This window comes from Streptomyces sp. L500, assembly GCF_054551825.1.
This window is the reverse complement of sequence record NZ_JBTOLC010000034.1, coordinates 1-25348: the sequence shown is the minus strand read 5'-3', so window position 1 is coordinate 25348 and position 25348 is coordinate 1. Positions and strand designations below refer to the sequence as shown.

Below are 25348 nucleotides of genomic sequence, written 5' to 3'. Positions count from 1 at the left end.
CGCCCGGCCCCCGGGACCGTCACGGTCGGGGCAGTCGGGGCAGGAAGTCCTCGACCCGGACGCCCAGGCCCCGGCGGTCCGCCTCGTCCCGCACCCAGCGGGCCAGGGCCAGGTCCAGGACGCCCAGGCCGAAGGGCGAGAAGACGGCGATCGCGGCGGGGTCCCGCCGGAAGCCCGGCGCGCCCCGCAGCAGCCCACCGACGCTCGCGGCGATGAAGTCCCGCCCGCCGGTGGCCTGTTCGGCGAGGTGGAGCGAGGTGTTCTCGCGGCAGACGTGGTCGGCGTCGTCGACGACGTTCTGCGCGCCGAGGATCGCTTCCACGGTCAGGTCGCGCAGGGACACGTGGAGCACCGTCGCCCCCGGCCGGCACGCGGACAGGTCCAGGTGCGGCGTGGCGGCGGTCGTGGCGAGCGCGACGAGCGGGTGGGCGCCCATCGCGTCCTCGATCCGCTCCGCGACGGTGAAGGAGACCCCCGGCAGCATCTCCCGGGCGGCGTCGGCGAAGCCGGCGGCCCGCGCGCGGTCCAGGTCGAAGACGACGACCTCGCGCAGCGAGGGCAGCCGGGCCGCGGTGAAGCGCAGCACCTCGCGGTTGATCGGCCCGCAGCCGACGAGGGACATCCCCCGGGGCTCCGCGTCCGTCACCAGCAGGCCCGCCGCGACGGCGGCGGAGGCCGCGGTGCGCTTGGCCGAGATCGCCGACGCCTCCAGCAGCGCCTCGGGGCGCCCGTCGGCCGTGGAGTTGAGCACGACGGTGGCGCTGGCCCGCTCCTTCCCGGCCGCCACGTTGCCGGGGAAGCTCGCGATCCACTTCATCCCGGCGACCGGGTCGGCGCCGCCGACGTAGCCGGGCAGGCCGATGACGCGGTTGCGGGCGTCGTCGGGGAAGCGCAGGAACACCGAGTGCGGCAGGGCGGTGTCGCCCTCGTCGTGGAGCCGGTAGGTGTCCTCCACGAGCGTGAGAATCCGCTGCTCCTGGTCCCGCAGGACGTCCTGCGCCGCCTGGTGGCCGATGATCAGCAAGGGACGGTCTCCTTAGTGTCGAGATCGGGGTCGGGGTCGGGTTCGAAATCGGGGTCGATGACGGTGTCGAGGTCGATGTCGCCGAAGTGGCGGCGCACCCAGGCGTCGGAGTAGACGGTGTCGAGGTAGCGGTCGCCGCCGTCGGGCAGGATCAGGACGCAGGAGGCGCCGGCCGGGATCTCCGGCGCGAGCTTGCCGAGCGCGGCGACGACGGCCCCGGAGGAGCCCCCGGCGAGGATCGCCTCGCGCCGCACCAGCCGCCGGCAGCCGGCCACCGACTCCAGGTCGCTGATGTGCACGACCCGGTCCGCGGCCGTCCGGTCCAGCAGGGCCGGGGCCACGGAGGCGCCGTGCCCGGGGATCAGCCGGGGGCAGGACACCGGCGAGTCGAACAGCACGCTGCCCACCGCGTCGACCGCCACGACCGTGGTGGCCATGCCGCGCTCGCGGATGTAGGCGGCGCAGCCGCCCAGGGTGCCCGTGGTGCCCGCGGCGACGAACAGGTAGTCGACGTCGCCGCCCATGGCCCGGTCGATCTCCCGCATGGTCGTCTCGCGGTGCGTCCGGGGGTTGCGCGGGTTGGCGTACTGGTCGGGCACGTAGGCGTGGGGCACCGTCGCGGCGAGCTCGGCGACGCGGCGCAGCCGGGCCGGGAGGTATTCGCCGGTGGCGGGGTCGGGTTCGGTGACGATCTCCACCTCGGCCCGGTAGGCGCGCAGGATCGCGAGGTTCTGCTCGGTGGTGCGGGCGTCGACGACGCAGATGAACCGCAGCCCGTAGTAGCAGCAGATCTGGGCGAGCCCGATGGCGAGGTTGCCGGAGCTGGACTCGACGACCGTGGACGTGCCCGGCACGAGCGCGCCGGAGCGGATCCGTTCCAGCAGCATGCCGAGCGCGGACCGGTCCTTGATGCTGCCGCCGGGGTTGAACCGTTCGATCTTCGCGTGGACGCGGAAGTCGTGGTGGGGCGCGATCCGTTCCAGTTCGACGAGCGGGGTGTCCCCGACGGTCGACAGGATGCCCTTGGGGCGGTCCGCGGCCATCGCCTCCCCCTTCAGCGGTGGTCGGCCGGCGGCAGGTCGCCGGGGCCGAACAGGTCGGGCCGGGTCCAGCCGTCGAGGTCGTACTCGGACATGCAGCGGTCCGCGAAGCCCTTGAGGGCGTCGGCCTTGCCGCGTGCCTGGTAGCTGAGGAGGGTCTGCACGCGGATGCCCTCGTGGTCGCCGCCGTAGTTCCGCTCGTACAGCTCGTGGCGGCCGGCGAACTCGGTGCCGGTGGCGTCCCAGAGCAGTTTGAGGAGCTTCACCCGGTCGATGGCCTGGATGCCGCGCGAGCCGCGCAGATAGCGGTCCAGGTAGGGGCGGACCTCGGGGTTCTTCCAGTCGCTGGAGTGGGAGTTGAGGTAGATCAGGCCGCTGCCGACGGTCTGCTGGACGATCTCGCGGACGCGCGGGTAGCCGATGCCCATGAAGGTGCGGTAGGCCAGGCCGTAGTCGAGGTTGGGCTGCACGGAGCCGCCGTGCCAGTCGGTGGGCGACTTGGCCATGGCGTCCGACAGGCCCCAGAACATGTCGCGCCAGTTGAGGACCTCGCCGATCTGCGCCTGGACGCCCCGGAAGCCGGAGGTGCCGGTCGTCTCGACCGCCTTGAGCAGACAGCCGGCGATGAAGTCGAGCTTGACCGCGAGGCGGGTGCAGCCGTGGAAGGTGAAGCGCTCCAGGAAGCCGGACCGGGTGGCGAACGCGTTGGCCGCGCTCGCGTCGTACATGAGGACGTTCTCCCAGGGGACCAGCACCCGGTCGAAGACCATGATGGAGTCGTTCTCGTCCAGTCGGCTCGACAGCGGGTAGTCGAAGGGGCTGCCCAGGACCGCCGCCTGCATCTCGTAGGAGGTGCGGCAGATCAGCTTGAGGCCCGGGGTGCCCATGGGCACGGTGAAGACGGCGCCGAAGCGCTTGTCGCGCAGCGGCAGTCCCATGTGGGCGATGAGATTGGCGTTGGTGATCGCGGAGTTGGTGGCCACGACCTTGGCGCCCGAGACGATCAGCCCGGCGTCGGTCTCCTCCTCGACGTGCACGCACACGTCCGCGGTCCGGTCGGCCGGCCGGTCGCGGTCCACGGGCGGGTGGACGATCGCGTGGTTGAAGTACAGGACCCGTTCCTGCGCCCGCTTGTACCAGGCGCGCGCGTTGTCGGCGTACGGGCCGTAGAAGTCGGCGTTGGCGTCGAGGGTGCCGAAGAACGCGGCCTTGTAGTCGGGGGTGCGGCCCATCCAGCCGTACACCAGCCGCTGCCAGGAGACGATCGCGTCGCGCGCGGTGACGAGGTCCTCGGAGGTCCGGGCGGTCTTGAAGAACGGGTGGGTGAAGCCGCCGTTGCCGGTGTCGGTGGGGACGCTCAGCGTGCCCTCGGCCTCGGGGTCGTGGAGGGCGTCGTAGAGCTGGGCGACGGACCGGGCGCTGTTGCGGAAGGCGGGGTGGGTGGTGACGTCCCGGACGCGCTCGCCGCGGAACCAGACCTCCCGTCCGTCGCGCAGGGAATCCAGGTACTCCTCCCCGGTCATGGGGCGGACGTCGTTCGCTGTCGTCAACTCGGCCTTCTCTCGGGGAATTCTGCGGTCAGCCTGGTCGATGCGTTTTCGGCGATTGCGGGAAACGGGCGGCGCGAGGCCGTGGACAATGCGGGGAGGGCGATTCGGCGAGGGAATTGCGTACGGTCCGCGCCGGGGAATTCCCGGCGGTGGGGCCGCCGTCCCGCCGGCGGGACGGCGAGGGGCCGTCCGGCGCCGTCCCCGGGGCGCCGCCGGCTACGGAAGTCCGGGGCGGTCCTACCGAGGTATCGTTCGCGGCCCCGATCGGCCCTACCAAGGTATCGTCCCTGGCCCAGACCCCTTTCGGGAAGGGTTCCGGGCGGTAAAGTCCGGACCGTGTCAGATGCTTCGAGCGCGGCCGAGGCCGCCCCCCGGCGCGGCCCACGGGAATGGACCGTGGACACCGTCTTCTTTCTCCTCGCGGTGGCCTACGGAATGGCGATCGCGAAGAGCAGGCTGCACGGCGGGCCGGATTCCGCACCGGACGCGATGTTCAAGGCCGAGCAGATAGCCGGCGCGGTCGGCTGCGGTCTGTTGTGGCTGCGCCGCCGCTGGCCGGTGCATCTCGCGCTGGTATTGATCGTCCTTTCGGTGTTTTTCGAGATGGTCGCGGGCGCGATGCTCGTCGCGCTGTTCAGCGTGGCCGTCCAGAGGAAATCCCGGACGACCGCGCTGGTTTATCTGGCGGGTCTGGTGCCCGTGGTCGCGGACGTCTTCTTCCGGCCCGACCCGCTGCTGTCCGGGTTCCAGTACCTGGTCTTCGGCATGATCGTGCAGGCCAGCGCGGTCAGCTGGGGCCTGTTCGTCTCCCACCGCAGGCAGTTGCGCGACCGGATGGTCGCCGAGGCCGAACTGCGCGCGGAACAGGCCCAGATGCGGACCCGCGAGGCGGTGGCCCGCGAGATGCACGACGTCCTCGGCCACCGGCTCTCCCTGCTGAGCCTCCACGCGGGTGCCCTGGAGTACCGCACCGACGCGTCCCCGGAGGAGGTCGCCCGCGCGGCGGGCGTCATCCGGCAGAGCGCCCACCAGGCGCTCCAGGACCTCCGCGAGGTGCTCGGCGTGCTGCGCGCCCCGGTGGACGGCCCCCCGCAGCCCACCCTCGCCGACGTCCACCGGCTCGTCGCCGAGTCCGGGCGGGCCGGGATGCGGGTGAAGCTGCTGGAGGAGGTCCCGGAGGCCGCGCCGGAGACGATCGGCCGCACCGCCTACCGGGTCGTCCAGGAGGCGCTGACCAACGCCCGCAAGCACGCCCACGGCGCGGCCGTCAGCGTCCAGGTGAGCGGAAAGGCCGGCGAGGGGCTGACGGTCGCGGTGACCAACGCCGCGCCGGGGCCCCGGCAGCCGCGCGACCCCGCGCCGGTGCCCGCCGCGCCGCCCGGCCAGGGCCTGGCCGGACTCGCCGAGCGCGTCGCGCTGGCCGGCGGTCGCCTGGAGTACGGGCCGGACGGCAGCGGCGGCTGGCAGATCACGGCCCGTCTGCCCTGGCCGTGACGGCGCCCCGCGCCCCGATGGCCGCCACCACCCCCTAGTCAGAGTTGTTCGAGCGGTTGGAGTGATCCCCCCATGTCCGAGAAGCGGTATCCGCAGCAGGCCGGGCCCACCGTGGTCGCCGAGCCGGTCTGGGGCCAGGTACTCGTCTGCGTCGTCTTCGCCCTGATCGGCGCCGGCCTCGGCTGGCTGGTCAAGGCGGTCGCGAAGTGGCTGGTGACCCTGCCCTGGGCGCCGCTGCAGGGCCCGGCCAAGCTCGTCACCGCGATCCCCGAGCCGGGCCTGACGATCGGGGCGATCGCCCTGGGCGGCCTCGTCGGCCTCGTCGCGGGCGTGGCCGTGAAGTTCAGCGAGCTGTCCGTCGCCGTCCACGACGACCGGGTGGAGCTCATCCGCAAGGGCGAGCCGAGCGTCGTCGCGGGCGCCGACATCGCCCTGGCCTTCCGGGACGGCAAGCAGCTCGTCCTCCTCGGCCCCGGCACCGAGGAGCTCGCCCGGGAGGACTGCGACCAGGACCGGGCGCGCCTCGCCGCCGCCTTCGCCGCCCACGGCTACGCCTGGGCGGACGAGGACCCGTACAAGCAGGACTTCCGGCTGTGGATAGCCGAGGTCCCCGAGCTGGCCGAGCGCGCCAACACCCTGCTGAAGGCCCGCGCGGAGGCGCTGCGGAAGCCCGGCGCGAAGATGGAGGCCGCCGAGCTGAAGACGGAGCTGGCCCGTGTCGGCGTCGTCGTGCGCGACCAGGACAAGCGCCAGTACTGGCGGACGCTCCGCTAGGGCCTGTGCCCCGTGAGGGGCGCGGGGAACTGCGCGATCGGCCCCGACGGCCTGCGGTCGACGTGCCACGGCACGCCCTCCGCGGGCGCGTCGTGGCTTGTCGCGCAGTTCCCCGCGCCCCTCACGGGGCACCGTGGCCAGCCCGCCCGGCCCGTACGGGCGTTCGCGCGTCGCGCTCACCGGGCGGCGGCCGCCCGTTCCTCCAGGAAGGGAACGGTGTCGTTGGCGCTCGGCACGGCGAGCATCTCGTCCCGCAGCGCGGCGGCGCGCTCGCGGAAGGACGGCTCGCCGAGCAGCCGCAGCAGGCTCTCCCGGACGATCGCCCCGGTGGCCCGCGTCGAGTGGGTGGTGAGCCCCGCCCCCTGCGCGGCCAGGCGGTCCGACAGCAGCGGCTGGTCGACGTCCCAGGGCACGGTCAGCTGCGGAACGCCGTAGAACGCGGCGGTGTTGAGGGTGCCCACTCCGGCGTGGTGGATGATCGCCGAGCAGGTGAGCAGCAGCGCCTGCATCGGCACGTAGGGCACCAGCCGGGCGTTGTCCGGGACCCGCTTCAGCTTCTGTCGGGCCTCGTCGCTGATCGTCGCGACCAGCTCGATGTCCAGGTCGGCGACCGAGTCCAGGATCTCCTGCACGTCGATCGCGTAGCCGATGGCGTGGTCGGTGACCGTGAGCCCCAGCGTCAGGGCCACCCGGGGCCGCTCGGGGCGCTCCCACAGCCACTTCGGCACGACCGCCGGGCCCCCGTACGGGGTGAAGCGCAGCGACCGGTAGTCGAGGCCGGGCGCGTGGACCTGCAGGGACGGCGGCAGCAGGTCGAGGCCGAACTGCCCGGTGACCAGCTCCTCCGTGAACTCCCCGCCGTACCGGCGGGCGTAGCCGCCCAGCCACTCGCCGAGCGGGTCGCTCCCCTCGCCGCCCGGCCGCCCGGCGGCGAGCCGGACGAAGTGGCGGCGGGCGACGCCGTAGACGTCCGCGCCGATCAGCATCCGGCCGTGGGCCGCGCCGACGGCCCGCGCCGCGATCGCCCCGGCGAAGGTGAGGGGCTCCCACAGCACCAGGTCGGGCTTCCAGTGCCGGGCGTACTCGACGAGGGCGCCCGTCAGCGGGACGTTGGTCATCTTGTGCCAGCTGTCGGTCTGCAGCCGGTAGCCCTCGCGCAGGTACGCGAGGGTGATGTCCTCGGGCCGGCGCTCCACGGCGTCGTACGGCTCGGACAGGCCCGGCTGCTTCCGCGCGCCGGGCCGGCCGGGGCGGCGGCCGATGATCTGCCACAGGTCCCGGTCGCTGCCGACGGGCACCGCCGTGAGCCCCGCCTGGTTGATGGCCGCCGTCATCTTGGGCTGGCACGCCACCCGGACGTCGTGGCCGGCGGTGCGCAGCGCCCAGGCCAGCGGGGCCATGAGCAGGAAGTGGGTGCGCTCGGGATAGCAGGTGAACAGGACGCGCATGGGTCTACCTCACGGGTGGTTCAGCGGGTGGTGGAGCGGTGTGCGGCCGTGAGCTCCTCGACGCGGGGGACGAGCTCGTTGGGGGAGGGCAGGGCGTGGATCTCGTCGCGGAGGGCGGCGGCGCGCTCGCGGAAGGACGGCTCGGTGAGCAGGCGCAGGACGTGCGCGCGGATGTTCTCGCCGCCTGCGTCCCGGGGCGCCAGCGCCAGCCCGGTGCCCTGCTCGGCGAGCCTGCGGGCGAACAGCGGCTCGTCGAAGTGGTGGGGCACCGACAGCTGGGGCACGCCGTAGCGGCTGACGGTGGCCAGGGTGCCGGCGCCCGCGTGGTGGATGACCGCGTCGCAGGTGGGGGCGAGGGCGTGGAGGGGCACGTAGGGCACGAGGCGCGTGTTGTCGGGGATCCGCTTCAGCTTGGCCTTCTCGTCGTCGGCGATGGTGGCGACGATGTCGGCGTCCAGGTCGGCCAGGGCGTCCAGCAGGTCCTGGGTGCTGTGCGCGTAGCCGTTGAAGAGTTCGGTGGCGCTCAGGCCCATGGTGATGCCGACGCGGGGGCGCTCCGGCTTCCGCCGCAGCCACTTCGGCGTCTCGGCAGGGCCGCCGTAGGGGATGAACTGCGTGCGCTCGTAGTGGAGTCCGGGGGCTTCGGTCTGGAGGCTGGCCGGGAACTGGTCGATGGTGAAGTGCCCGGTGGTCATGGACTCGGTGAACTCGCCGCCGTGCTTGCGCGCGTAGCCGCCCAGCCAGTCCGCGAGGGGGTCTTCGCGCTCCCCCTCCGGCCGCTGCTCCTTGAGGCGGAGGAAGTGCTCGCGGGCGACGCCGAAGACGTCGATGCCGAAGAGCAGGCGGGCGTGGGCGGCGCCGACGGCCTCGGCGGCGATGGGCCCGGCGAGGGTGAGCGGGTTCCAGATCACCAGGTCGGGCTTCCAGTACCGGGCGTACTCCACCAGTCCGGCGATCATCGGGAAGTTCTCCGGCTTGTGGCCCTTCTCGACCATGTCGTAGTACCCGGCGTACATGTGGTCCCACGTGGCCCTCGCGGGGTCCTCGGTCACGTCCCACGGCGAGTGGAGGCCCGCGCGGGCCTCCTCCAGCGCCTCGGGCTCCATCCGCGCGGTGCGGAAGAGGTCGCTGTCCCGGCCGACGGGCACGGCCGTCAGCCCGGCCTGGGTGATCGTCCCGGCGAACGAGGGCTGGCTCGCCACGCGGACGTCGTGACCGGCGTTCCGCAGCGCCCAGGCCAGCGGCACCATCCCCATGAAGATCGTCTTTTCGGGGATGGCGGTGAAGAGAATGCGCATGGTGTCCCTCTGATCAGACGGTGGTGGCGCGGCGGTGCCGTGCGGTGAGTTCTTCGAGGCGGGGGACGAGCTGGTTGGGGGTGGGCAGGGCGAGGGTCTCGTCGCGCAGCGCCGCCGCCCGCTCGCGGAAGGACGGCTCGGTCAGCAGCCGGACGACGTGCTCGCGGACGGCCCGGCCGGTGGCCTGGCCGGTGTGGAGCTCCAGTCCCGCGCCGTGCTCGGCGAGCTTCCGGGCGAGGATCGGCTGGTCCCAGTGGTAGTGCAGGGACAGGTGCGGGACCGGGTGCCGGGCGACGGTCGCGAGCGTGGCGGCGCCCGCGTGGTGGACGACGACGTCGCAGGTGGGGGCGAGGGCGTGGAGGGGGACGTAGGGCACGAGCCGGGCGTTGTCCGGGATCCGCCGGAGCTTGGCCTTCTCCTCGTCGGCGATGGTCGCCACGACCTCGATGTCGAGGTCGGCGAGCGAGTCGAGGACGTCCTGGGTGTCGACGGTGTAGCCGCTGTAGACGTCGGTGGCGCTCAGGCCCATGGTGATGGCGACGCGCGGCCGTTCCGGCGCCCGGCGCAGCCAGTCCGGTACGACGGCCGGGCCGCCGTAGGGGATGAACTGGGCGCGCTCGTAGGCGAGTCCGGGCGCCTCGGCCTGGAGGCTCGCGGGGAACTGGTCGATGGTGAAGTGCCCGGTGGCCATGGACTCGCGGTAGGCGCCGCCGTGCTTGCGCGCGTAGCCGCCGAGCCACTCGGCGAGGGGGTCTTCGCGCCCGTCCTCCGGCCGCCGCTCCTTGAGGCGGAGGAAGTGCTCGCGGGCGACGCCGAAGACGTCGACGCCGAAGAGCAGGCGGGCGTGGGCGGCGCCCACGGCCTCGGCGGCGATGGGCCCGGCGTAGCAGAACGGCTCCCAGATCACGAGATCCGGCCGCCAGTGCCGGGCGTACGCCACCAGGTCGCCGATCACGGGGAAGTTGTCCTCGCGCAACGACCCGACGGCCAGGCGGTACCCGTCGAGCAGCCCCGCCCAGGTCGCCCGCGCCGGGTCCTCGGTCACGTCCCACGGCGTGGGCAGCCCCACCCGCGCGTCGGCGATCACCTGCGGGTCGACCATGTCGAGCAGCCGGAACGGATTGCCGCGCCGGCCGACGGGCACGGCCGTCAGCCCGGCCTGGGTGATCGTCTCCGTGAGCGCGTGCCGGCTCGCGAAGCGCACCTCGTGGCCGGCGGTGCGCAGCGCCCAGGCCATCGGCACCATGTACTGGAAGACGCTCTTGTGCGGGCTGGTCGCGAACAGGACGCGCATGGGGCTACCTCACGGGTGGTTCAGCGGGTGGTGGAGCGGTGGGCGGCCGTGAGCTCCTCCAGACGGGGGACGAGCTCGTTCGGGCTCGGCGTCGCGTCAATCTCGTTCCGCAGCGCCGTCGCCCGCTCCTTGAAGGCGGGCTCGGTCAGCAGCCGCAGCACGGCCGCGCGGACAGACTCCGCGGTGGCCTCGTCGGCCCGGATCGCGAGCGAGCCGCCCTGCTCGGCGGCCCGGCGGCCCAGGACCGGCCCGTCGAAGTCCCACGGCAGCAGCAGCTGGGGGACGGGGTGGCGGGCGAAGGTGAGGAACGTCCCGAACCCGCCGTGGTGGATGGCCAGGTCGCAGGTGCGGGCCAGGTCGTGCAGCGGCACGTAGGGCACCAGCCGGGCGTTGGCCGGCACCCGCGCGAGCTTGTGGCGCTCGGCGTCCGCGACCGTCGCGACGATCTCGACGTCGAGGCCGTCCAGCGCGTCCAGGACGCCCTGCACGTCGATCGCGTAACCCGCGTCGTGGTCCGTCGAGCTGAGCCCCATCGTCAGCGCCACCCGGGGCCGTTCGGGCCGGGTCCACAGCCACTTGGGCAGCACGGCCGGGCCGCCGTAGGGCACGAACCGCAGGGGCAGCCGGCCGGGGAGGCCGTCCGTCGCGAGCGACGCCGGGAGCTGGTCGACGGTGAACCGGCCCGTGACCATGGACTCGCTGAACTCGCCGCCGTACATGCGCGCGTAGCCGCCCAGCCAGTCGGCGAGGGGGTCGACGCGCTCGCCCTCCGGTCGCTGCTCCTTGAGCCGCAGGAACCGCCGGCGGGTCGCACCGAACACGTCGACGCTCCACAGCAGCCGGCCGTGCGCGGCGCCGCACGCCTCGGCGGCGATGGGGCCCGCCATGGCCAGCGGCTCCCAGAGGATCAGGTCGGGCCCCCACTGCCGGGCGAAGCGCACGAGGTCGGCGATCATCGGGAAGCTCGCGGGCTTGTGCCAGAGCGAGACGATCCGCTCGTACCCCTCGGTCAGGTGCTCCCACGTGGCCCGGTCCGGTTCGTGGGCCGCGTCGTAGGGCGCGGGCAGGCCGTACTCCGGGCGGTAGGACCAGTCGGGGAGGGTGTGCATGCTGCGGTCGAGCAGCTTCCACAGGTCGTAGTCCCGGCCGACGGGGACGGCGGTGAGCCCCGCCTGGGTGACGACGTCCGCGAACCAGGGCGTGCAGGCCACCCGCACGTCGTGGCCGGCGGTGCGCAGCGCCCAGGCCAGCGGGAACATCGGCAGGACGTGGGCCTTCTCGGGGTTGGCGACGAGGAGGACGCGCAACGGGCTCACCCCCGGCCCTTCGCCGCTGTGGAACCGTCGCGGTGCTCGGCCACGAGCCGTTCCAGGACGGGCACCAGGTCGTTCGGGGCGGGCTGGGCGAGCATCCGCGTCCGCAGCTCCGCCGCGCCCGCCCGGAAGCCCGGTTCGGACAGCAGCCGCAGCAGGCCCTCCCGTACGTCCCGGCCGGTCGCCCGCTTGGGGTTCATCATCAGGCCGGCGCCGGTGGCGACGACGCCCTCGGCCAGGGCCGGGCCGTCGTTGTCCCAGGGCAGCGTCAGCTGGGGCAGTCCGCGCAGCGCGGTGGTGGCGAGGGTGCCGAAGCCGGCGTGGTGGATGACGGCGTCGCAAGTGGCGGCGAGCGCGTCCAGCGGGAGGAAGGACTCCACCCGGGTGTTGGTGGGCACGCGGGTGAGCTTGTGCTGCTCGGACTCGGCGATGGTGGCGACGAGTTCGATGTCGAGGTCCGCGACGGCGTCGAGGATGTCCTGCACACCGACGTTGTACTCGCCCCCGTGCCCGGTCGTGCTCAGCCCCAGCGTGAGGGCGACGCGCGGCCGCTCCGGGCGGGCGCGCAGCCACGGGGGGACCACGGCGGGGCCGCCGTAGGGCGTGCAGCGCAGGGGGACGTACGTGAGGCCGGCGGCGCGGCGCTGGAGGCACTCGGGCACCAGGTCGACGGTGAACTGCCCGGTGACCAGCTCCTCGCGGAACTCCGTGCCGTACTTGCGCGCGTAGGCGCCCAGCCAGTCGGCCATGGGGTCCACGCGCTCCGCCTCGGGGCGCTCCGCCTTGAGGCGGAGGAAGTGCTCGCGGGCCACGCCGTACATGTCGATGCCGAAGAGGAGGCGGGCGTGGGCGGCGCCCACGGCCTCGGCGGCGATGGCCCCGGCGTAGGTGAGCGGCTCCCAGATGACCAGGTCGGGCCGCCACTGCCGGGCGAACTCCACCAGGTCGCCGACCATGGGGACGTTGCTGGTCTTGTGCCAGCGCTCGACCTGGGTCGCGTAGCCCTGGCTGAGGTACTCCCAGGTGATCTCGTCGTGGGGGCGGTCGGCCACGTCGTAGGGCAGGGGCATGCCGCCGCGCTCGGTCTCGCCGAGCCAGCTCGGATCGCGGGCGAGGAGCTGCCAGAGGTCGCGGTCGCGGCCGACGGGGACGGCGGTGAGCCCGGCCCGGGTGATCTCCTCGGTGAACTTCGGCTGGCTCGCGAAGCGGACCTCGTGGCCGGCGGTGCGCAGGGCCCAGGCCAGCGGAGCCATCAGGAGGAAGTGCGTCCGCTCCGGATAGGCGGTGAACAGTATTCGCATGGTGTCCCTGTGTCCGGTCAGGCGGCGGTGGTCGTGGTGGCGCGGCGGTGCCGCTCGGTGAGTTCTTCGAGGCGGGGGACGAGCTGGTTGGGGGTGGGCAGGGCGAGCGTCTCGTCGCGGAGGGCGGCGGCGCGCTCGCGGAAGGACGGCTCGGTCAGCAGCCGCAGGACGTGCTCGCGGACGGCCCGGCCGGTGGCCTCGCTGGTGTGGAGCTCCAGCCCGGCGCCCTGTGCGGCGAGCTTCCGGGCGAGGATCGGCTGGTCGTAGTGGTAGTGCAGGGACAGGTGGGGCACGGGGTGCCGGGCGACGGTGGCGAGGGTGGCCGCTCCGGCGTGGTGGACGACCGCGTCGCAGGTCGGCGCGAGGGCGTGCAGGGGCACGTAGGGCACGAGCCGCGCGTTGCCGGGGATCCGCTTCAGCTTGGCTTTCTCGCTGTCCGCGATGGTGGCGACGATCTCGATGTCGAGGTCGGCGAGGGAGTCGAGGACGTCCTGGGTGTCCACGGTGTAGCCGCTGTAGACGTCGGTGGCGCTCAGCCCCATGGTGATGGCGACGCGCGGCCGTTCCGGCGCCCGGCGCAGCCAGTCCGGCACGACGGCCGGGCCGCCGTAGGGGATGAACTGCGTGCGCTCGTAGTGGAGTCCGGGGGCCTCGGTCTGGAGGCTCGCCGGGAACTGGTCGATGGTGAAGTGGCCCGTGGCCATGTCCTCGGTGAACTCGCCGCCGTGCTTGCGGGCGTAGCCGCCCAGCCAGTCCGCGAGGGGATCGACGCGCTCGCCCTCCGGCCGCCGCTCCTTGAGCTTCAGGAAGAGGTCGCGGACCCCGCCGAAGACGTCGACGCCGAAGAGGAGGCGCGCGTGGGCGGCGCCCACCGCCTGGGCCGCGATCGGGCCCGCGTAGGTGAGCGGGTCCCAGATCACCAGGTCGGGCCGCCAATGCCGGGCGAATTCCACCAGGTCGGCGGCCATGGGGAAGGCCGCCAGCCGGTGGCGCTCGCCGACGGCCGTGGCCATGCCCGCGGAGAGGTACTCCCAGGTGGCCTTCTCCGGATCGGTGAAGGCGTCGTAGGGCGGCTCGATGCCGGCCCGCCCCGCGTCCGCCGCGCCGTCCGCACCGCCCGCCGCCGCGCGCGCGGCCCACAGCCGGTCGTGGTCCCGGCCGACGGGCACGGCCGTCAGCCCGGCCTGCGTGATCGTCGCCGCAAAGGCGGGCTGGCTGGCGAAGCGCACCTCGTGGCCGGCGGTGCGCAGCGCCCAGGCCAGCGGCACCATGTACTGGAAGACGCTCTTGTGCGGATTGGCCGCGAACAGGACGCGCATGGGGGCTACCTCACGGGTGGTTCAGCGGATGGTTCAGCAGGTGGTTCAGCGGATGGCGGTGCGGTACGCGGCCGTGAGCTCCTCCAGACGGGGGACGAGCTCGTTGGGGCTCGGCAGCGCGCGGAACTCGTCGCGCAGCGCCGTGGCCGCCTGCCGGAAGCCGGGTTCGCGCAGGACGCGCAGCAGGGCCTCGCGCACGGCCGGGCCGGTGGCGCGGTCGGCGCGGATGGTGAGGACGGAGCCCTGCGCGGCCGCCCGCCGGGCCAGTTCCGGCTCGTCGAAGTCCCAGGGCACGGCGACCTGCGGCACGGGGTTGAGGGTCGTCGTCAGGAAGGTGCCCGGCCCCGCGTGGTTGATGACCGCGCTGCAGGTGGGCAGCAGGGCGTGCAGCGGCACGTACGAGACGAGCCGGACGTTGCCGGGCACCGCGCCCAGCTTGCCCTGCTCGGACTCGGCGAGGGTGGCGACGACCTCGATGTCCAGGTCCGCCAGCGAGTCGAGGATGTCCCCGACGTCGGCGACGTGCCCGGCGAAGCGGCTGGTGGCGGCGATGCCCAGGGTGAGCGCCACCCGGGGGCGGGCGGGCTCCTCCCACAGCCACCGGGGGACGACGGCGGGGCCGCCGTAGGGGACGTAGCGCATGGGGACGTAGTGGGTGTCGGCCGTCATGCGCAGCGACGCCGGGAACTGGTCGATGCTGAAGTGGCCCGTGGCCATGTCCTCGGTGAACTCGCCGCCGTACTTGCGGGCGTAGCCGCCCAGCCAGTCCGCGAGCGGGTCGGCGCGCTCCGCCTCCGGCTGCCGGGCCTTGAGCTCCAGGAAGCGGGTGCGGGCCATCCCGATGACGTCGATGCTCCACAGCAGCCGGGCGTGGGCGGCGCCGGTGGCCTTGGCCGCGATCGGCCCGGCGTAGGTGAGCGGCTCCCAGATGATCAGATCGGGCCGCCAGTGCCGGGCGAACTCCACCAGGTCCTTGATCATGGGGAAGTTGTCGGTCCGGTGCCACTGGGAGACGACGTCCCGGTACCCGGCGAGGGTGGTCTCCCAGTCGAGCTCCGCCGGGTCCCGCTCGGCGGCGTCGTACGGCACGGGCAGGCCCTTGCGGGCCGCCTCGGCGTGCTCCGGCTTCAGCCGCGCCAGCCGCTGGATGTCCCGCGCGCTGCCCACGGGCACGGCGGTGAGCCCGGCCTGGGTGATCACGTCCGTGAACGAGGGCTGGCTGGCCACCCGGACCTCGTGGCCGGCGGTGCGCAGCGCCCAGGCCAGCGGCACCATCTGCTGGAAGAGGCTCTTGTCCGGGGTGGTGGTGAACAGTATTCGCATCGTGTCCCTGTGTCTGTGGGCGGGTCCGGGCGCGGCGCGGGCGCGGGGCGGGACGGGGGCGCTACGCCGCCTCGTGCCCGGCCTGTTCGCGGACGACGGCGGCGGCGAGCCGGTCCAGCCCCTCGTGTAGGCCGACGCGGGGGTGCCAGCCGGTGACGTCCGGGAACGCCGACGACCGCAGGACGAAGTCGAGTTGGTCGGTGCTCACCGCGTACTCGGCCGGTGTGGTGGACACGACCGGCACGGGCGGGAGGCCCGTGTGCCGGGCGACCGCCTCGGCGATCGCCGTGAACAGCTCGGCGACGCTGGTCTGGGCGCCGGTGCCGATCTCCCAGTGCCGGCCGGTGACCGCGGCGGGCGCGTCGAGGGCGGCGGTGAACGCGCGGGCCGCGTCGTCGATGCCGAGGAGGTCGCGCTTGGGCGTGCCGCCGTGCCACATGGTCAGCGGCAGTCCGGCGGCGGCGCGCCGGGTCATGGCCGCGACGACGCCCCGGTCCAGGCCGGGGGCGTCCGTGCCCAGGCTGTAGAGGGTGGACAGCCGCAGGGTGGTGCCCCGGACCAGTCCCTCGGCGGTGGCGTCGGCGATCGCCCGTTCCGCCTCCAGCTTGTGCCGGTCGTAGGCGGTCAGCAGCTCCTCGGGCGCGGTGGCGGACTGCGAGATCGACCCGGCGAACAGCAGCGCCGGGGGCGTCGCCCGGCGCTCGGCGCGGATCGCGTCGATGACGTCGTGGACGAGACCGGCGTTGACGCGCCGGGCCCGCTCGTCGCCGTCGGCGACCCGCCAGGTGCCGGAGCCCGCGATGTGCGCGACGAGGTGGATCACCACGTCGGAGCCCTCCACCGCCGCCGCGACCGCGCCGGGCTCGGTGAGGTCGGCGGAGCGCTCCTCGATCCGCGCGACCGGCCGGGCCGGGAGGGCCACGGGCCGGCGGCCGACGAGGCGGAGCCGTACGGGCCGTCGCGCGAGCTCCCTGCTGACGGCGGTGCCCAGCAGGCCCGAGGCACCGAGGACGGTGATCAGTTGTCCTGTTCCCTGACCTGGCACGGTTCTCCTTCGGTTCGGTTGGCGTTCGGTGGACGGCTCACGCGTCCGGGGGGCGGGCCGTGGGGCTCAGGAGGCGAGGGGCGTCCGGTACGGGTCGTGGCGCCAGCCGAGCCCCGGGCCGAGCACGGGGTCGAGGTGGCCGGTGTCGACGTGCTCCTCCCACTCGCTCCGGGAGAGCTGGAACCCGTGGAGGTCCCAGTGGCGGCCGCGGAAGTAGAGGAAGTCGCGCAGCACCCGGTCGGCCGAGCTGCTCCCCGGGCTCATCCCCACGGAGCCCAGGGTGGCCTCGGTGGTCTGGGCGATCACCCGGTCGACGTCGAACATCGCGAAGGCGTAGTTGATCGTCAGGTAGATGGCCTCGGAGCCCACGCCGAGCCTGGCCCGGGCCGGGTCCAGATAGACGGCGCAGCGGATGTGCCCGGCCTGGTCGCGGCCGTGGAGCGCGCTGAAGCCCAGGATGTCCCCCCGGCCCCGGCGGGCGACCAGGAAGGCCGCGTCGCAGTCGGCCAGGCGCCGGGTGGTCGGCTGTTCCGTGGGGCTGACGTTCTCCACGCCGCTCCGCAGGAAGGCACGGGTGACCTCGTCGTGGTCGCCGTCGGACGCGGGGCGGAACTCGAGCCGGCGCGACGCGGTGTGCGGGAAGAGCACGGTGGACGTCCAATCGTTTCTGTGGCGGGCCGGGTCGGATCCGGCGGTCAGGAGGCGTGCGGGGCGCGCGCGGCGGTGCGGTCCGCGCCGTCCGGCCGGACGCTGTCCCAGCGCATCTCGCCGACCGCGGGCGGCAGGGTGTCGAGCCGGCGCAGGTCCTCCTCCGTGAGCCGCAGCGAGGCCGCCGCCACGTTCTCCTCCAGCCAGCGCAGGTGCCGGGTGCCGGGGATGGGGACGACGCCCGGTCCCTGCGCCAGCGCCCAGGCGATGGCCACCTGGGAGGGCGTCGCCCCGCCGTGGCGGGCGCCGACCTCGCGCAGCCCTTCGAGGATGGACTCGTTGGCCCGCATGGCGCTCTCGTCGAAGCGCGGGTCGCGGACGCGGGAGTCGCCGGTGTGGAGCTGCCCGTGCGAGACGCGGCCCGAGAGGTAGCCGCGGCCGATGGGGGCGAAGGCGAGGAAGCCGACGCCGTTGGCGCGGCACCACGGCAGGATCTCCCGCTTGTGCTGGGGCGCCCACACCGACAGCTCGTACTGCACGGTGGTGATGGGGAACACGGCGTGGATCTCGGCGAGTTCCTCGCAGGTGGCGTGCGAGATGCCCAGGGCCCGGACCTTCCCCTCGGTCACCAGTTCGCCGAGGCATCCCCACGTCTCGACGAGCGGCACGGCCGGGTCCACGCGGTGCAGCTGGTAGAGATCGATCGTGTCGGTCCGCAGCCGGCGCAACGACGCCTCGCAGGCCCTCCGCAGGTGCTCGGGGCGCCCGTCGCGGACGAACCGGCCGTCGGGGCGCGCGATCATCCCGCACTTGGTCGCGATGTTCGCCTCGGAGCGGCGGTGTTCCAGGGCGCGGCCGATCAACTCCTCGTTGGTGAAGGGCCCGTACACATCGGCCGTGTCGAAGAGGTTGACGCCGAGGTCCAGTGCCCGGTGGATGACGCGGACGGACTCGTCGTCGTCCCGCCGGCCGGTTTCGTAGCCGTAGGACATCGAACTGCAGCCCAGGCCGAGCGCACCCACGGAAAAACCGTCGGCTAGTTGGGTCTCCCACATTTTCGTGTACTCCAAGAGGTCCCGCGACGCGTGTCAGAAGGGGTCCGGGTGAAGAGCGCTGTCCCCGATCATTGCCGACCCGGGTCGCGGCCGGGGAGCCGCGCGGACGTTTTCCTTTCCGCCGTAAGGGGCTTCGCCGCAACGGACTTCGGATCGCCCGGTGGCACCGGTTCGAGGAATTCGGCCAGGAACTCCGGGACGATTTCCCGGGCGAAGGTCAGGAACTGTTCGGTGCCGAGGTCGGGCGCGTGGTAGAAGCGCTCGCCGGCGGCCGTCGGCGTCCCGATGCTCACCAGCCCCAGCGCGCGCTGGAGGAGCGTCTGCCGGACCTTCAGGCCGAGGACGGCGTCGCACCGCAGCGCCGCCGTCTGCCGGCGCGACAGGCCGCGCCGCAGGACGAGGTAGCCGCCGGTGGCGGTGTGCCCCAGCGAACGGAAAGCGATCACCGCCCCGAGGAGGGTCAGGGGGGACGCCCACAGGGGCACCGCCGGGGCCCAGCCGGGCACCGCGTCCGTCGCCGCCAGCCAGGACAGCAGCCCCGTGAGGGCCGCCGTCAGCAGCGCCGCCCACAGCAGCCGCCGGTACAGCGCGGCGCGCGGGTGCCGGCGCAGCGGGGCCTCCAGGGGGCGCTCCGGTCCGGGCAGCACCAGCGCGGCCACCCGCCGGGCCTCGCGGATCGGGGCGCGCGGCAGGATGTTGCTGGCCGCCTCGCTGCTGAGCGACCAGGTCGCGAGGCCGGTGGAGATGACGGCGGTCTCGGTGAGGCCCATCCAGCGCCAGAACAGGGGCTCGCTGAGGTGCATGCCGCGCAGCCGCCGGTCGTCGCGGCGGACCTCCCGGGTGGACAGCAGCCCCTGCCGGGTCAGCAGCGTGGTGCCCTCGTCGTTGGCCGTGCGGACCAGCCGGAATCCCCAGTTGCCGGCCACGAAGCCGCTGAGCAGCGCTGCGAAGCCGAAGACGAACAGCACACCGGCCCAGAGCGCCCAGCGTCCCGCGCGGCTCGTGGCGAGGTGGCCGACGGCGTGGTCCAGCGTCCCGATGAGGTCGAGGCCGACGAGCTGGAGCAGCGAGTCCGCGCTCCACAGCAGCAGGGCGCCGACCAGCATCCCCCAGACGTTGATGACGTTGTGGAAGACCCAGCTCCAGTGGATGCGCGCGATGACGGTCTCCCGTGCGGCGTCCTCCTCCGACTGGGCGGGCATCAGCTCGCGTTGCAGCGCGATCGCCATGTCCTTGGTGACCGCGTCGAGCCGGACCGAGGGCCGGGAGCGGCCGGCGCTGACGAACACCACGCGCAGCCCGGCGAGCCGGTGGCGCAGCCGTGCCTTGGAGTCGACCGCGCGGATGCGGTCCCGGGGGATCTGCCGGTAGACGCGCAGGACGCGGCCCGTGCGGATCTCGACCAGGTCCTCGGTGATCCGGTAGCGCGTGCGCATCCAGCGCACGACGTCGGCGACGCTGACGAGCACGCCGGCCGTGGTCGCCCCGACGGCGGGCCAGAGGTCCGCCATGCGGCGGTCGGCGCCGAGGAAGAGCATCGAGAGGAGGGTCGGCAGCGTCGAGAGCACCAGCCGGACGGCGTTGACCCAGATCAGCCGCCCGTGGAGGCGCTGCCAGGGCACCTCGTCGCCGGCCGGCTCCCGCGCGGGGGCGGTGTCGCCGGGGGATCGCGCGAGGGTCACGTCGCGTCCCCCGGGGTGGCCTGGGTGATCTCCGTCAGCTCCGCGGCGGTGCGCGCCACCACCTCGGCGTCCAGTCCGACGATCTTTATGTGGCCCTCCATCGACGCGGTGACCACCCGCAGCGTGGCCAGGCCGAACAGCTGCTGCACGGGGCCGCGCACCACGTCGACGCTCTGGATGCGGGAGACCGGGACGATGCGCCACTCCCGCACCAGCCAGCCCTTGAGCTCGTAGACGGCCAGACCGGTGCACTCCCAGCGGTGGACCCGGTAGCGCCACGAGGGCATGACCGCCCCGGTGACCAGGTGGAGGACGGCCAGGACCACGAGGACGGGGCCGGTCCAGGTCCGGCCGTCCTCCCACAGCCAGTACGTCGCACCCAGCGCGCCGAGCACGACGACCATGGACAGCAGCACACGGATCGTCCACCACCAGATCGCGCGGCGCTCCACCCGGTGGCGCGGCGGGCGGATCGCGGCATCGGCGGTGTGGATCGAGAGCGCCGATGGCGGCGGCTTCACTCCAGTCATGCCGTCATCGTGCACAGGGCATGCTCCGCCGCGCGACGCGCGGGAACGAATTGCCTTTCGGTCAACTCTGCAATACGGGCGCGGATTTGGCGGCGTCGTCGAGAACGGCGGTGATCCAGGTCTGCAAATCGCTTCCCGTGTATCGCGCGGCTTCCTGCCAGCGCTCGCGCTGGACCTCGTCCGGGGTCATCTCCAGGGGAACGGCTCGGGCGCGTCCCGGCAGCTCCCGGCCGGCCCTTACCTGCCGCCGCAGCTCATTGCGCGACCAGCGGTTCTCCGCGGCCCGGAGCAGCCAGCGGTCCCGCTCGTCGACGGGCAGCCCGGCCACCTCGGCGTGGTGCTGGAAGCTCAGCCCGGCATGGCGCTGACCTGCGTCGAAACGCCGGGCGACCCAGGCGTAGTTCCGCAGCGTCTGATAGTCGAGCGAGGTCTGCGCGATCGCGTGCTTGTAGCGGTTCGGGAATTCCGACTGGCCGTAGATCAGCCAGTCGCCGAGCCACCACGCGGAGGAGTTCGACAATTCCTGGATCTGTCTGCCCAGGTGCTGCCAGGCGTCGAGGGATATACCCGAGGGGATTCGCAGCGCGGTTCTTCTCCTCATCACTTGGCCCTGAGCTGTGCCGGAACGTGGCATCCCCCCGTTCACGGTCGCGTTCACCGGATTCCGCTGAGCACTGTCGAGCACTGCCTTGCCGCCTTACGTGGCCTCTGCAATCGATCGGCAACGGAGACTGCCACACGTGGCTTGATAGAACCTAGACAAGCTCCAAGTGGCCAGGTGGGGCGGGCGGTCCGGCCCCCTCCGGGCCCTGCCCGGGTCCCCTCCGGACCCGCTCCCGGCCCTCTCCCGGCCCGGTGTGAGGCGGCCCGCCGCTGTCCCGCCGGCGGGACGGGACCGCTGGCCGGCGGCCGCGGACCGGGAACTGTTCGGGCGCGTTGTTCGTCTCCTTCGGGCCAGGGGTGGGCGTCGCATGCCGGTGCGGTCTGGACCAGATTTCTTTCAGACAATCCGGCGCGCCGGGTTGCTATGATCCACCGGAAGGGGTGACGAAACGGGGGGTTTCAGTCGTGCACACTTCTTTGACCGCAATGCTTCTCGGGCCCGTTCAGGCGTCCCGGGAATCGGGTCGGGTGGAGCTCGGCTCACCGACCCAGCGGGCGATATTCGCTGTTCTGGCGGCCCATGCGAATCGCGTGGTGAGCCGCGATGAATTGATGAGCGCGGTATGGGGGGAAAACGCCCCGGCCACCGCCGTGAACAGCGTCTACACCTATATTGCACGGCTGAGGAACTGCCTGGAACCCGACCGCTGCCGGCACGCGCGCTCGGAAGTGCTCGTTTCCGACAGCATGGGATATCTGCTGCGTGTCGCGCCCTCCGGGGTGGACACCCAGCGCTTCGCCGACCACCTCGCCGCCGCGCGCCGGCTCCGGGCGGCGGGCGGCCTCCACGGGGCGGTCGCGGAGCTGCGGTCCGCCCTCAGGCTCTGGCAGGGCACCCCCTACGGCGGCGCGGTGGGCCCCTTCGTGGAGGCCGAGCGCGTCCGGCTCGCGGAATCCCACCTCCACACGATGGAGGACTGCGCCGAACTGCTGCTGGAACTCAAGCAGCCCGCAGGCCCGATCGCCGAACTGACCACCCTCGTCCACCGGCACCCCCTGCGCGAGCGCCCGCGCTATCTCCTGATGCGCTGCTTCGCCGAGCTGGGCCGGCACGCCGACGCCGTCCGGGAGTACCACTCGCTGCGTACGACGCTCGTCGAGGAACAGGGCATCGAACCCGGCGAGCGCCTCCAGCGGCTCTACGAACAGGTCCTGCGCGACTGCAGCTCGCGTTCGCGCCGTCGGCCCACCACACCCGCGTCGCCCGCGGCACCCGCGCCGGCTGAGGCCCAGGAGTCGTCCGTGGCCTCCGCACCGCACGCGGCCTCCGTGGAGCGGATGGAGCCGGTGGAGCCCGTGGACCCCGCTGGTCCCGTCGTTCCGGCCGTGGCCGCCGAGCCGCGCCCCCGCGTGCCGGCCCCCCGGGCGTCGGCCGCCGGGCGACTGGTCTGGGACGTCCCGGACTTCACCGGCCGCGATGCCGAACTGGCGCAGCTCAACGAGCTGGTGGCGGAGGCCCAGGGCAGTGACGAGTCCGCCCTGCTGCTGATCACCGGCGGTCCCGGCGTGGGCAAGACCGCCCTCGCCACCCGGCTCGCCCACTCGCTCGCGCACAAGTACCCGCACGGGCAGCTCCACATCGACCTGCACGCCTTCTCCAGCCGGCGTGGCCGGCAGGCCGCCGGTACTCCGCTGCGTCACCTGATCCCGAGCATGGGACAGCCGACGCCGCCGGACCCGCTCGACGCCCGCTCCCTCTACCGGAGCCTGGTCGCCGATCGCCGGCTGCTGATCGTCCTGGACAACGCGGAGTCCGTCGAGCAGGTCCGGGCGCTGCTGCCCGGCACCCCCGCCAGCCTGGTGATCGTCACCAGCCGCAACGGCCTGACCGGGCTGATCGCCCGCGACGGAGCCCGCCGGATCGTCCTGGACGGCCTCGCGGAGGAGGAGGCCACCCGGCTGTTCGCCCGGATGGTCGGCCGGCCCTTCGTCGCGCGCCACGAGGCGGCCGTACGCCGCCTCGTGGCAGCCTGTGGGGGGCTGCCGCTGGCCCTGCGCATCGCGGCCACGCTGATCCGTGTGGCCCCCGGTCCGGACGAGGCCCTCGACGCGCTCGTCGAGGGGGACCTGGCCCACTCCCTGGAGATCTCCGGCGACGGCGACTCCTCCGTGAGCACCGTCTTCGGCTGGTCGTACGCGGCGCTGCGCGCCGACGCCGCCCATGTGTTCCGGGCGCTGGGCGCCCAGAGCGAGCGCGAGGTCACCCTGCCCGCGGCGGCGGCGCTGAGCGGCTTCGACGCGGCGGGCTGCCGCCGCGCCCTGGACGCGCTCGTCGACGCGAGCCTCGTCCGGGAGGTGGCGCGCAACCGCTTCCGGCTGAACCCCCTGGTGCACTCGTACGGGCGGCGGATGGCCGCCGAGCGCGCCAAGCTCGTCCGTCAGTCCCGCTGCCCCTCGCGGTTGCCCACGACGGTCACGACGATCACGCCCAATATGGCCATGGAGAGGTTGGAGATGACCTCGTAGCCCTTGAGCGCGTCGATATGCGGGATCACATGGTTGAGGAAATTGAGCACGGGGCTCATGAACGGCTGTGTGGCCAGCGCATCGACCGTACCGCTGATGCCCGCGACGACCAGGAACAGACCGAAGAGCTGAACGACCTTCGCCATGCCCCCACGCTATGCGGGCGGGCGTTCCGGGCGGATCGGCCATCGGTATTCTCCGCGTCGACCGAAGTCGTGCCGCTCGGCTGCCCGGAACGACGAAGGTATCGGGCGGTGCCGACTCGGGTACGGCATGCCCGCCCCGCCCCGCCGTGCCTTCTCAGCAAGCGCCCGGCTCGTCACCCCGGAGTCACCCGTGGCCCTCAACCCTCCCGCCCCCGCCGCCGAGGCGGCCCGGCCGGCCGTGATCGACGTCCTGATCGTCGACGACGACCCGCTGGTCCGCGTCGGGCTGTCGATGCTGCTCGGCGGGGCGCCGGACATCCGAGTCGTCGCCGAGACCGGCGACGGGGCCGAGGCCCTCGCCATGGTCCGGCGGCACGAGCCGCACGTCGTCCTGATGGACGTGCGCATGCCCGTCATGGACGGCATCGCCGCCACGGAGGCGCTGCGCGCCCGGAGCGGCGCGCCGGAGGTGCTCGTCCTCACCACCTTCGACGCCGACGAATACGTGGTGCGCGCGCTGCGCGCGGGAGCGGCGGGCTTCGTGCTCAAGGACACCCCGCCGGCGGAGATCGTGGCGTCGATCCGGCAGGTGGCCGGCGGCCGCCCGGTGCTCTCCCCGGCCGTGCTCCAGCTGCTGATCGACCGCGTCGTCACCACCCCGGACCACGGGCGGCGGCGCAGCGCCGCCGACAGCCGGCTCGCGCTGCTCAACCCCCGGGAACAGGCCGTCGCCGTGGGCATCGGCCAGGGCAAGTCGAACGCCGAGATAGGCCGGGCGCTCCACCTCGGCGTGCCCACGGTCAAGACCCACGTCTCCAATATCCTCGCGAAGCTCGGGCTGAACAACAGGGTCCAGGTGGCCCTCCTGGTGCACGACGCGGGGAAACTCGACGACCTCGGGTAAAAGTCAAGGGAGGGTATAGACGAGGTATAGCGCCGGACGGATACGATCGCCGACGTATCGTCAACCGACCTGTGCTACGGGGGCATTGGACATGGGGGAAACGAATTGCGGTGCGCGGGCCGACGCGGAAAAAGCGGAAGCCCGAGTTCCTGTTGACGGGGCGGCAGCGCGGCGGACCGCGCTCTGCCTGCCGTCCGGCATTTCGCTGGACGAATGGCAGGGCATAGGGAAGCGGATATACGTCGCCGCCGACTCGTCGACGTGGTGGCTGGGGGACTGGCTGATCTACGGCCGGACCGCCTACCCGGACCGCTACCGCCACGCCATCGAGGAGACCCTGCTCGACTACCAGACGCTCCGCAACTACGCCTGGGTCGCCCGGCGTTACGCGCCCGGACGGCGGCGGGCGGCGCTGAGCTTCCAGCACCACGCCGAACTGGCGAGCCTTCCGGAGCACGAGCAGGACTACTGGCTCGACCGGGCGGAGAAGCTCAACTGGTCCCGGAACTTCCTGCGGAGCCGGGTCAAGGCCGCCCGCCAGGGCGAGCCGGAGACGCCGTCGGCCGGCCGGGTCACGCCGATCCAGGTGCACATCCTCCGCGACCAGCGGCTGCTGTGGGCGCGGGCCGCCGAACGTTCCGAGCTGGACCTCCAGAAGTGGGCGATGGCGATGCTCGACGACGCCGCCGCGAGCGTGCTCAGCGCGTAGCCGGTGGCGGCCGACCGGCGGGCGTCGTTCGGCGGGGACCTACCAAAGGATGACCGGGAGGCCCCGCCGGACCGTCCAAAGATGCTGGGAAAAGGGAGTTACGGCTGATCCGCTCGACGACGGTCGCGACAAGGATGGGGAACGTTCGCGCACCCGTCATCAGTAGGAGGAACGCCGTGACCACCGGCTCCTTTGGCGTCCCGACCGCCGTCCGCGGCAGCAGCACCGCCGTGGCCGCCCGCGCCACGGACCTCTCCAAGGTCTACGGCCAGGGCGAGACCCAGGTGGTCGCGCTCGACGCCGTCTCCGTGGACTTCCACCG

At 73.2% G+C, this 25348-nt stretch carries 22 protein-coding genes and 1 pseudogene; 6 read left to right on the top strand and 17 right to left on the bottom strand.

Annotated features, from left to right (window positions below):
- Nucleotides 1–19: 19 nt before the first annotated feature.
- From sbnB to ACX9I7_RS24840, 3 genes are read right to left on the bottom strand one after another with little or no spacing between them, the layout of a single operon-like run.
- Nucleotides 20–1024, bottom strand: a complete 1005-nt coding sequence (gene sbnB / locus ACX9I7_RS24850) for a 2,3-diaminopropionate biosynthesis protein SbnB (RefSeq protein ID WP_387573318.1) — start codon at nt 1022–1024, stop codon at nt 20–22.
- Nucleotides 1018–2067 (bottom strand): 2,3-diaminopropionate biosynthesis protein SbnA, encoded by a 1050-nt coding sequence (gene sbnA, locus ACX9I7_RS24845; RefSeq protein WP_387573321.1) that lies wholly within the window; start codon nt 2065–2067, stop codon nt 1018–1020. Before sbnA ends, sbnB begins: the two co-directional genes overlap by 7 nt.
- A gap of 11 nt (nt 2068–2078) precedes the next feature.
- Nucleotides 2079–3587, bottom strand: a complete 1509-nt coding sequence (locus ACX9I7_RS24840; protein ID WP_459388568.1) for a 4-hydroxyphenylacetate 3-hydroxylase family protein — start codon at nt 3585–3587, stop codon at nt 2079–2081.
- A 363-nt stretch (nt 3588–3950) separates the two neighbouring features.
- Between ACX9I7_RS24840 and ACX9I7_RS24835 the strand changes: the two genes are divergently transcribed.
- The gene (locus ACX9I7_RS24835) at nt 3951–5108 is read left to right on the top strand and encodes a sensor histidine kinase (RefSeq protein ID WP_459388552.1); all 1158 of its coding nucleotides are present in this window, start codon (nt 3951–3953) and stop codon (nt 5106–5108) included.
- Between the two features lie 72 nt (nt 5109–5180).
- Nucleotides 5181–5882, top strand: coding sequence for a YqeB family protein (locus ACX9I7_RS24830; protein ID WP_459388551.1), 702 nt, complete (start codon nt 5181–5183; stop codon nt 5880–5882).
- 176 nt (nt 5883–6058) lie between these two features.
- On the opposite strand, the gene ACX9I7_RS24825 is transcribed toward ACX9I7_RS24830, so the two are convergent.
- From ACX9I7_RS24825 to ACX9I7_RS24765, 13 genes are all read right to left on the bottom strand, one after another.
- Nucleotides 6059–7330 (bottom strand): activator-dependent family glycosyltransferase, encoded by a 1272-nt coding sequence (locus ACX9I7_RS24825; protein ID WP_459388550.1) that lies wholly within the window; start codon nt 7328–7330, stop codon nt 6059–6061.
- A 20-nt stretch (nt 7331–7350) separates the two neighbouring features.
- A complete protein-coding gene (locus ACX9I7_RS24820; RefSeq protein WP_459388549.1) occupies nt 7351–8628 on the bottom strand; it encodes an activator-dependent family glycosyltransferase in 1278 nt (425 codons plus the stop codon).
- 13 nt (nt 8629–8641) lie between these two features.
- Nucleotides 8642–9922 (bottom strand): activator-dependent family glycosyltransferase, encoded by a 1281-nt coding sequence (locus ACX9I7_RS24815; RefSeq protein ID WP_459388548.1) that lies wholly within the window; start codon nt 9920–9922, stop codon nt 8642–8644.
- A gap of 20 nt (nt 9923–9942) precedes the next feature.
- Complete coding sequence (locus ACX9I7_RS24810; RefSeq protein ID WP_459388547.1) at nt 9943–11238, bottom strand: activator-dependent family glycosyltransferase; 1296 nt, start codon at nt 11236–11238, stop codon at nt 9943–9945.
- Nucleotides 11235–12536 (bottom strand): activator-dependent family glycosyltransferase, encoded by a 1302-nt coding sequence (locus tag ACX9I7_RS24805; protein ID WP_459388546.1) that lies wholly within the window; start codon nt 12534–12536, stop codon nt 11235–11237. Before ACX9I7_RS24805 ends, ACX9I7_RS24810 begins: the two co-directional genes overlap by 4 nt.
- A gap of 17 nt (nt 12537–12553) precedes the next feature.
- Entirely contained in the window at nt 12554–13855 is a 1302-nt protein-coding gene (locus tag ACX9I7_RS24800; RefSeq protein ID WP_459388545.1) for an activator-dependent family glycosyltransferase, read from the bottom strand.
- Nucleotides 13856–13900: 45 nt separating this feature from the next.
- On the bottom strand, nt 13901–15178 hold the full coding sequence (locus ACX9I7_RS24795) for an activator-dependent family glycosyltransferase (protein WP_459388544.1): 1278 nt from the start codon (nt 15176–15178) through the stop codon (nt 13901–13903).
- A 61-nt stretch (nt 15179–15239) separates the two neighbouring features.
- Entirely contained in the window at nt 15240–16223 is a 984-nt protein-coding gene (locus ACX9I7_RS24790) for an NAD-dependent epimerase/dehydratase family protein (protein WP_459388543.1), read from the bottom strand.
- Between the two features lie 66 nt (nt 16224–16289).
- Entirely contained in the window at nt 16290–16871 is a 582-nt protein-coding gene (locus ACX9I7_RS24785; RefSeq protein WP_358632018.1) for a GNAT family N-acetyltransferase, read from the bottom strand.
- A 47-nt stretch (nt 16872–16918) separates the two neighbouring features.
- Nucleotides 16919–17926, bottom strand: coding sequence for an aldo/keto reductase (locus ACX9I7_RS24780; protein ID WP_358632021.1), 1008 nt, complete (start codon nt 17924–17926; stop codon nt 16919–16921).
- A gap of 68 nt (nt 17927–17994) precedes the next feature.
- Nucleotides 17995–19608 carry a PH domain-containing protein gene (locus tag ACX9I7_RS24775; RefSeq protein WP_459388542.1) on the bottom strand — a complete coding sequence of 538 codons (1614 nt, stop codon included), beginning with the start codon at nt 19606–19608 and terminating at the stop codon, nt 17995–17997.
- Complete coding sequence (locus tag ACX9I7_RS24770; protein WP_387573362.1) at nt 19605–20138, bottom strand: PH domain-containing protein; 534 nt, start codon at nt 20136–20138, stop codon at nt 19605–19607. Before ACX9I7_RS24770 ends, ACX9I7_RS24775 begins: the two co-directional genes overlap by 4 nt.
- A gap of 61 nt (nt 20139–20199) precedes the next feature.
- Entirely contained in the window at nt 20200–20739 is a 540-nt protein-coding gene (locus ACX9I7_RS24765) for an LmbU family transcriptional regulator (protein ID WP_387573364.1), read from the bottom strand.
- 488 nt (nt 20740–21227) lie between these two features.
- On the opposite strand from ACX9I7_RS24765, the gene ACX9I7_RS24760 reads away from it, so the two are divergent.
- The gene (locus tag ACX9I7_RS24760; RefSeq protein WP_459388541.1) at nt 21228–23267 is read left to right on the top strand and encodes an AfsR/SARP family transcriptional regulator; all 2040 of its coding nucleotides are present in this window, start codon (nt 21228–21230) and stop codon (nt 23265–23267) included.
- Here ACX9I7_RS24760 and ACX9I7_RS24755 read toward each other — a convergent pair.
- Nucleotides 23180–23413: a hypothetical protein gene (locus ACX9I7_RS24755; RefSeq protein WP_387573368.1), complete on the bottom strand. Its 234-nt coding sequence runs from the start codon at nt 23411–23413 to the stop codon at nt 23180–23182. The two genes, ACX9I7_RS24760 and ACX9I7_RS24755, sit on opposite strands and share 88 nt — an antisense overlap.
- A gap of 292 nt (nt 23414–23705) precedes the next feature.
- Between ACX9I7_RS24755 and ACX9I7_RS24750 the strand changes: the two genes are divergently transcribed.
- The 3 genes and pseudogenes from ACX9I7_RS24750 to ACX9I7_RS24740 form a co-directional block, all read left to right on the top strand.
- Complete coding sequence (locus ACX9I7_RS24750; RefSeq protein ID WP_459388567.1) at nt 23706–24317, top strand: response regulator; 612 nt, start codon at nt 23706–23708, stop codon at nt 24315–24317.
- A 91-nt stretch (nt 24318–24408) separates the two neighbouring features.
- Nucleotides 24409–25026, top strand: a complete 618-nt coding sequence (locus ACX9I7_RS24745) for an LmbU family transcriptional regulator (RefSeq protein ID WP_387573370.1) — start codon at nt 24409–24411, stop codon at nt 25024–25026.
- 176 nt (nt 25027–25202) lie between these two features.
- Nucleotides 25203–25348: pseudogene (locus ACX9I7_RS24740) on the top strand (ABC transporter ATP-binding protein); the annotation flags it as partial.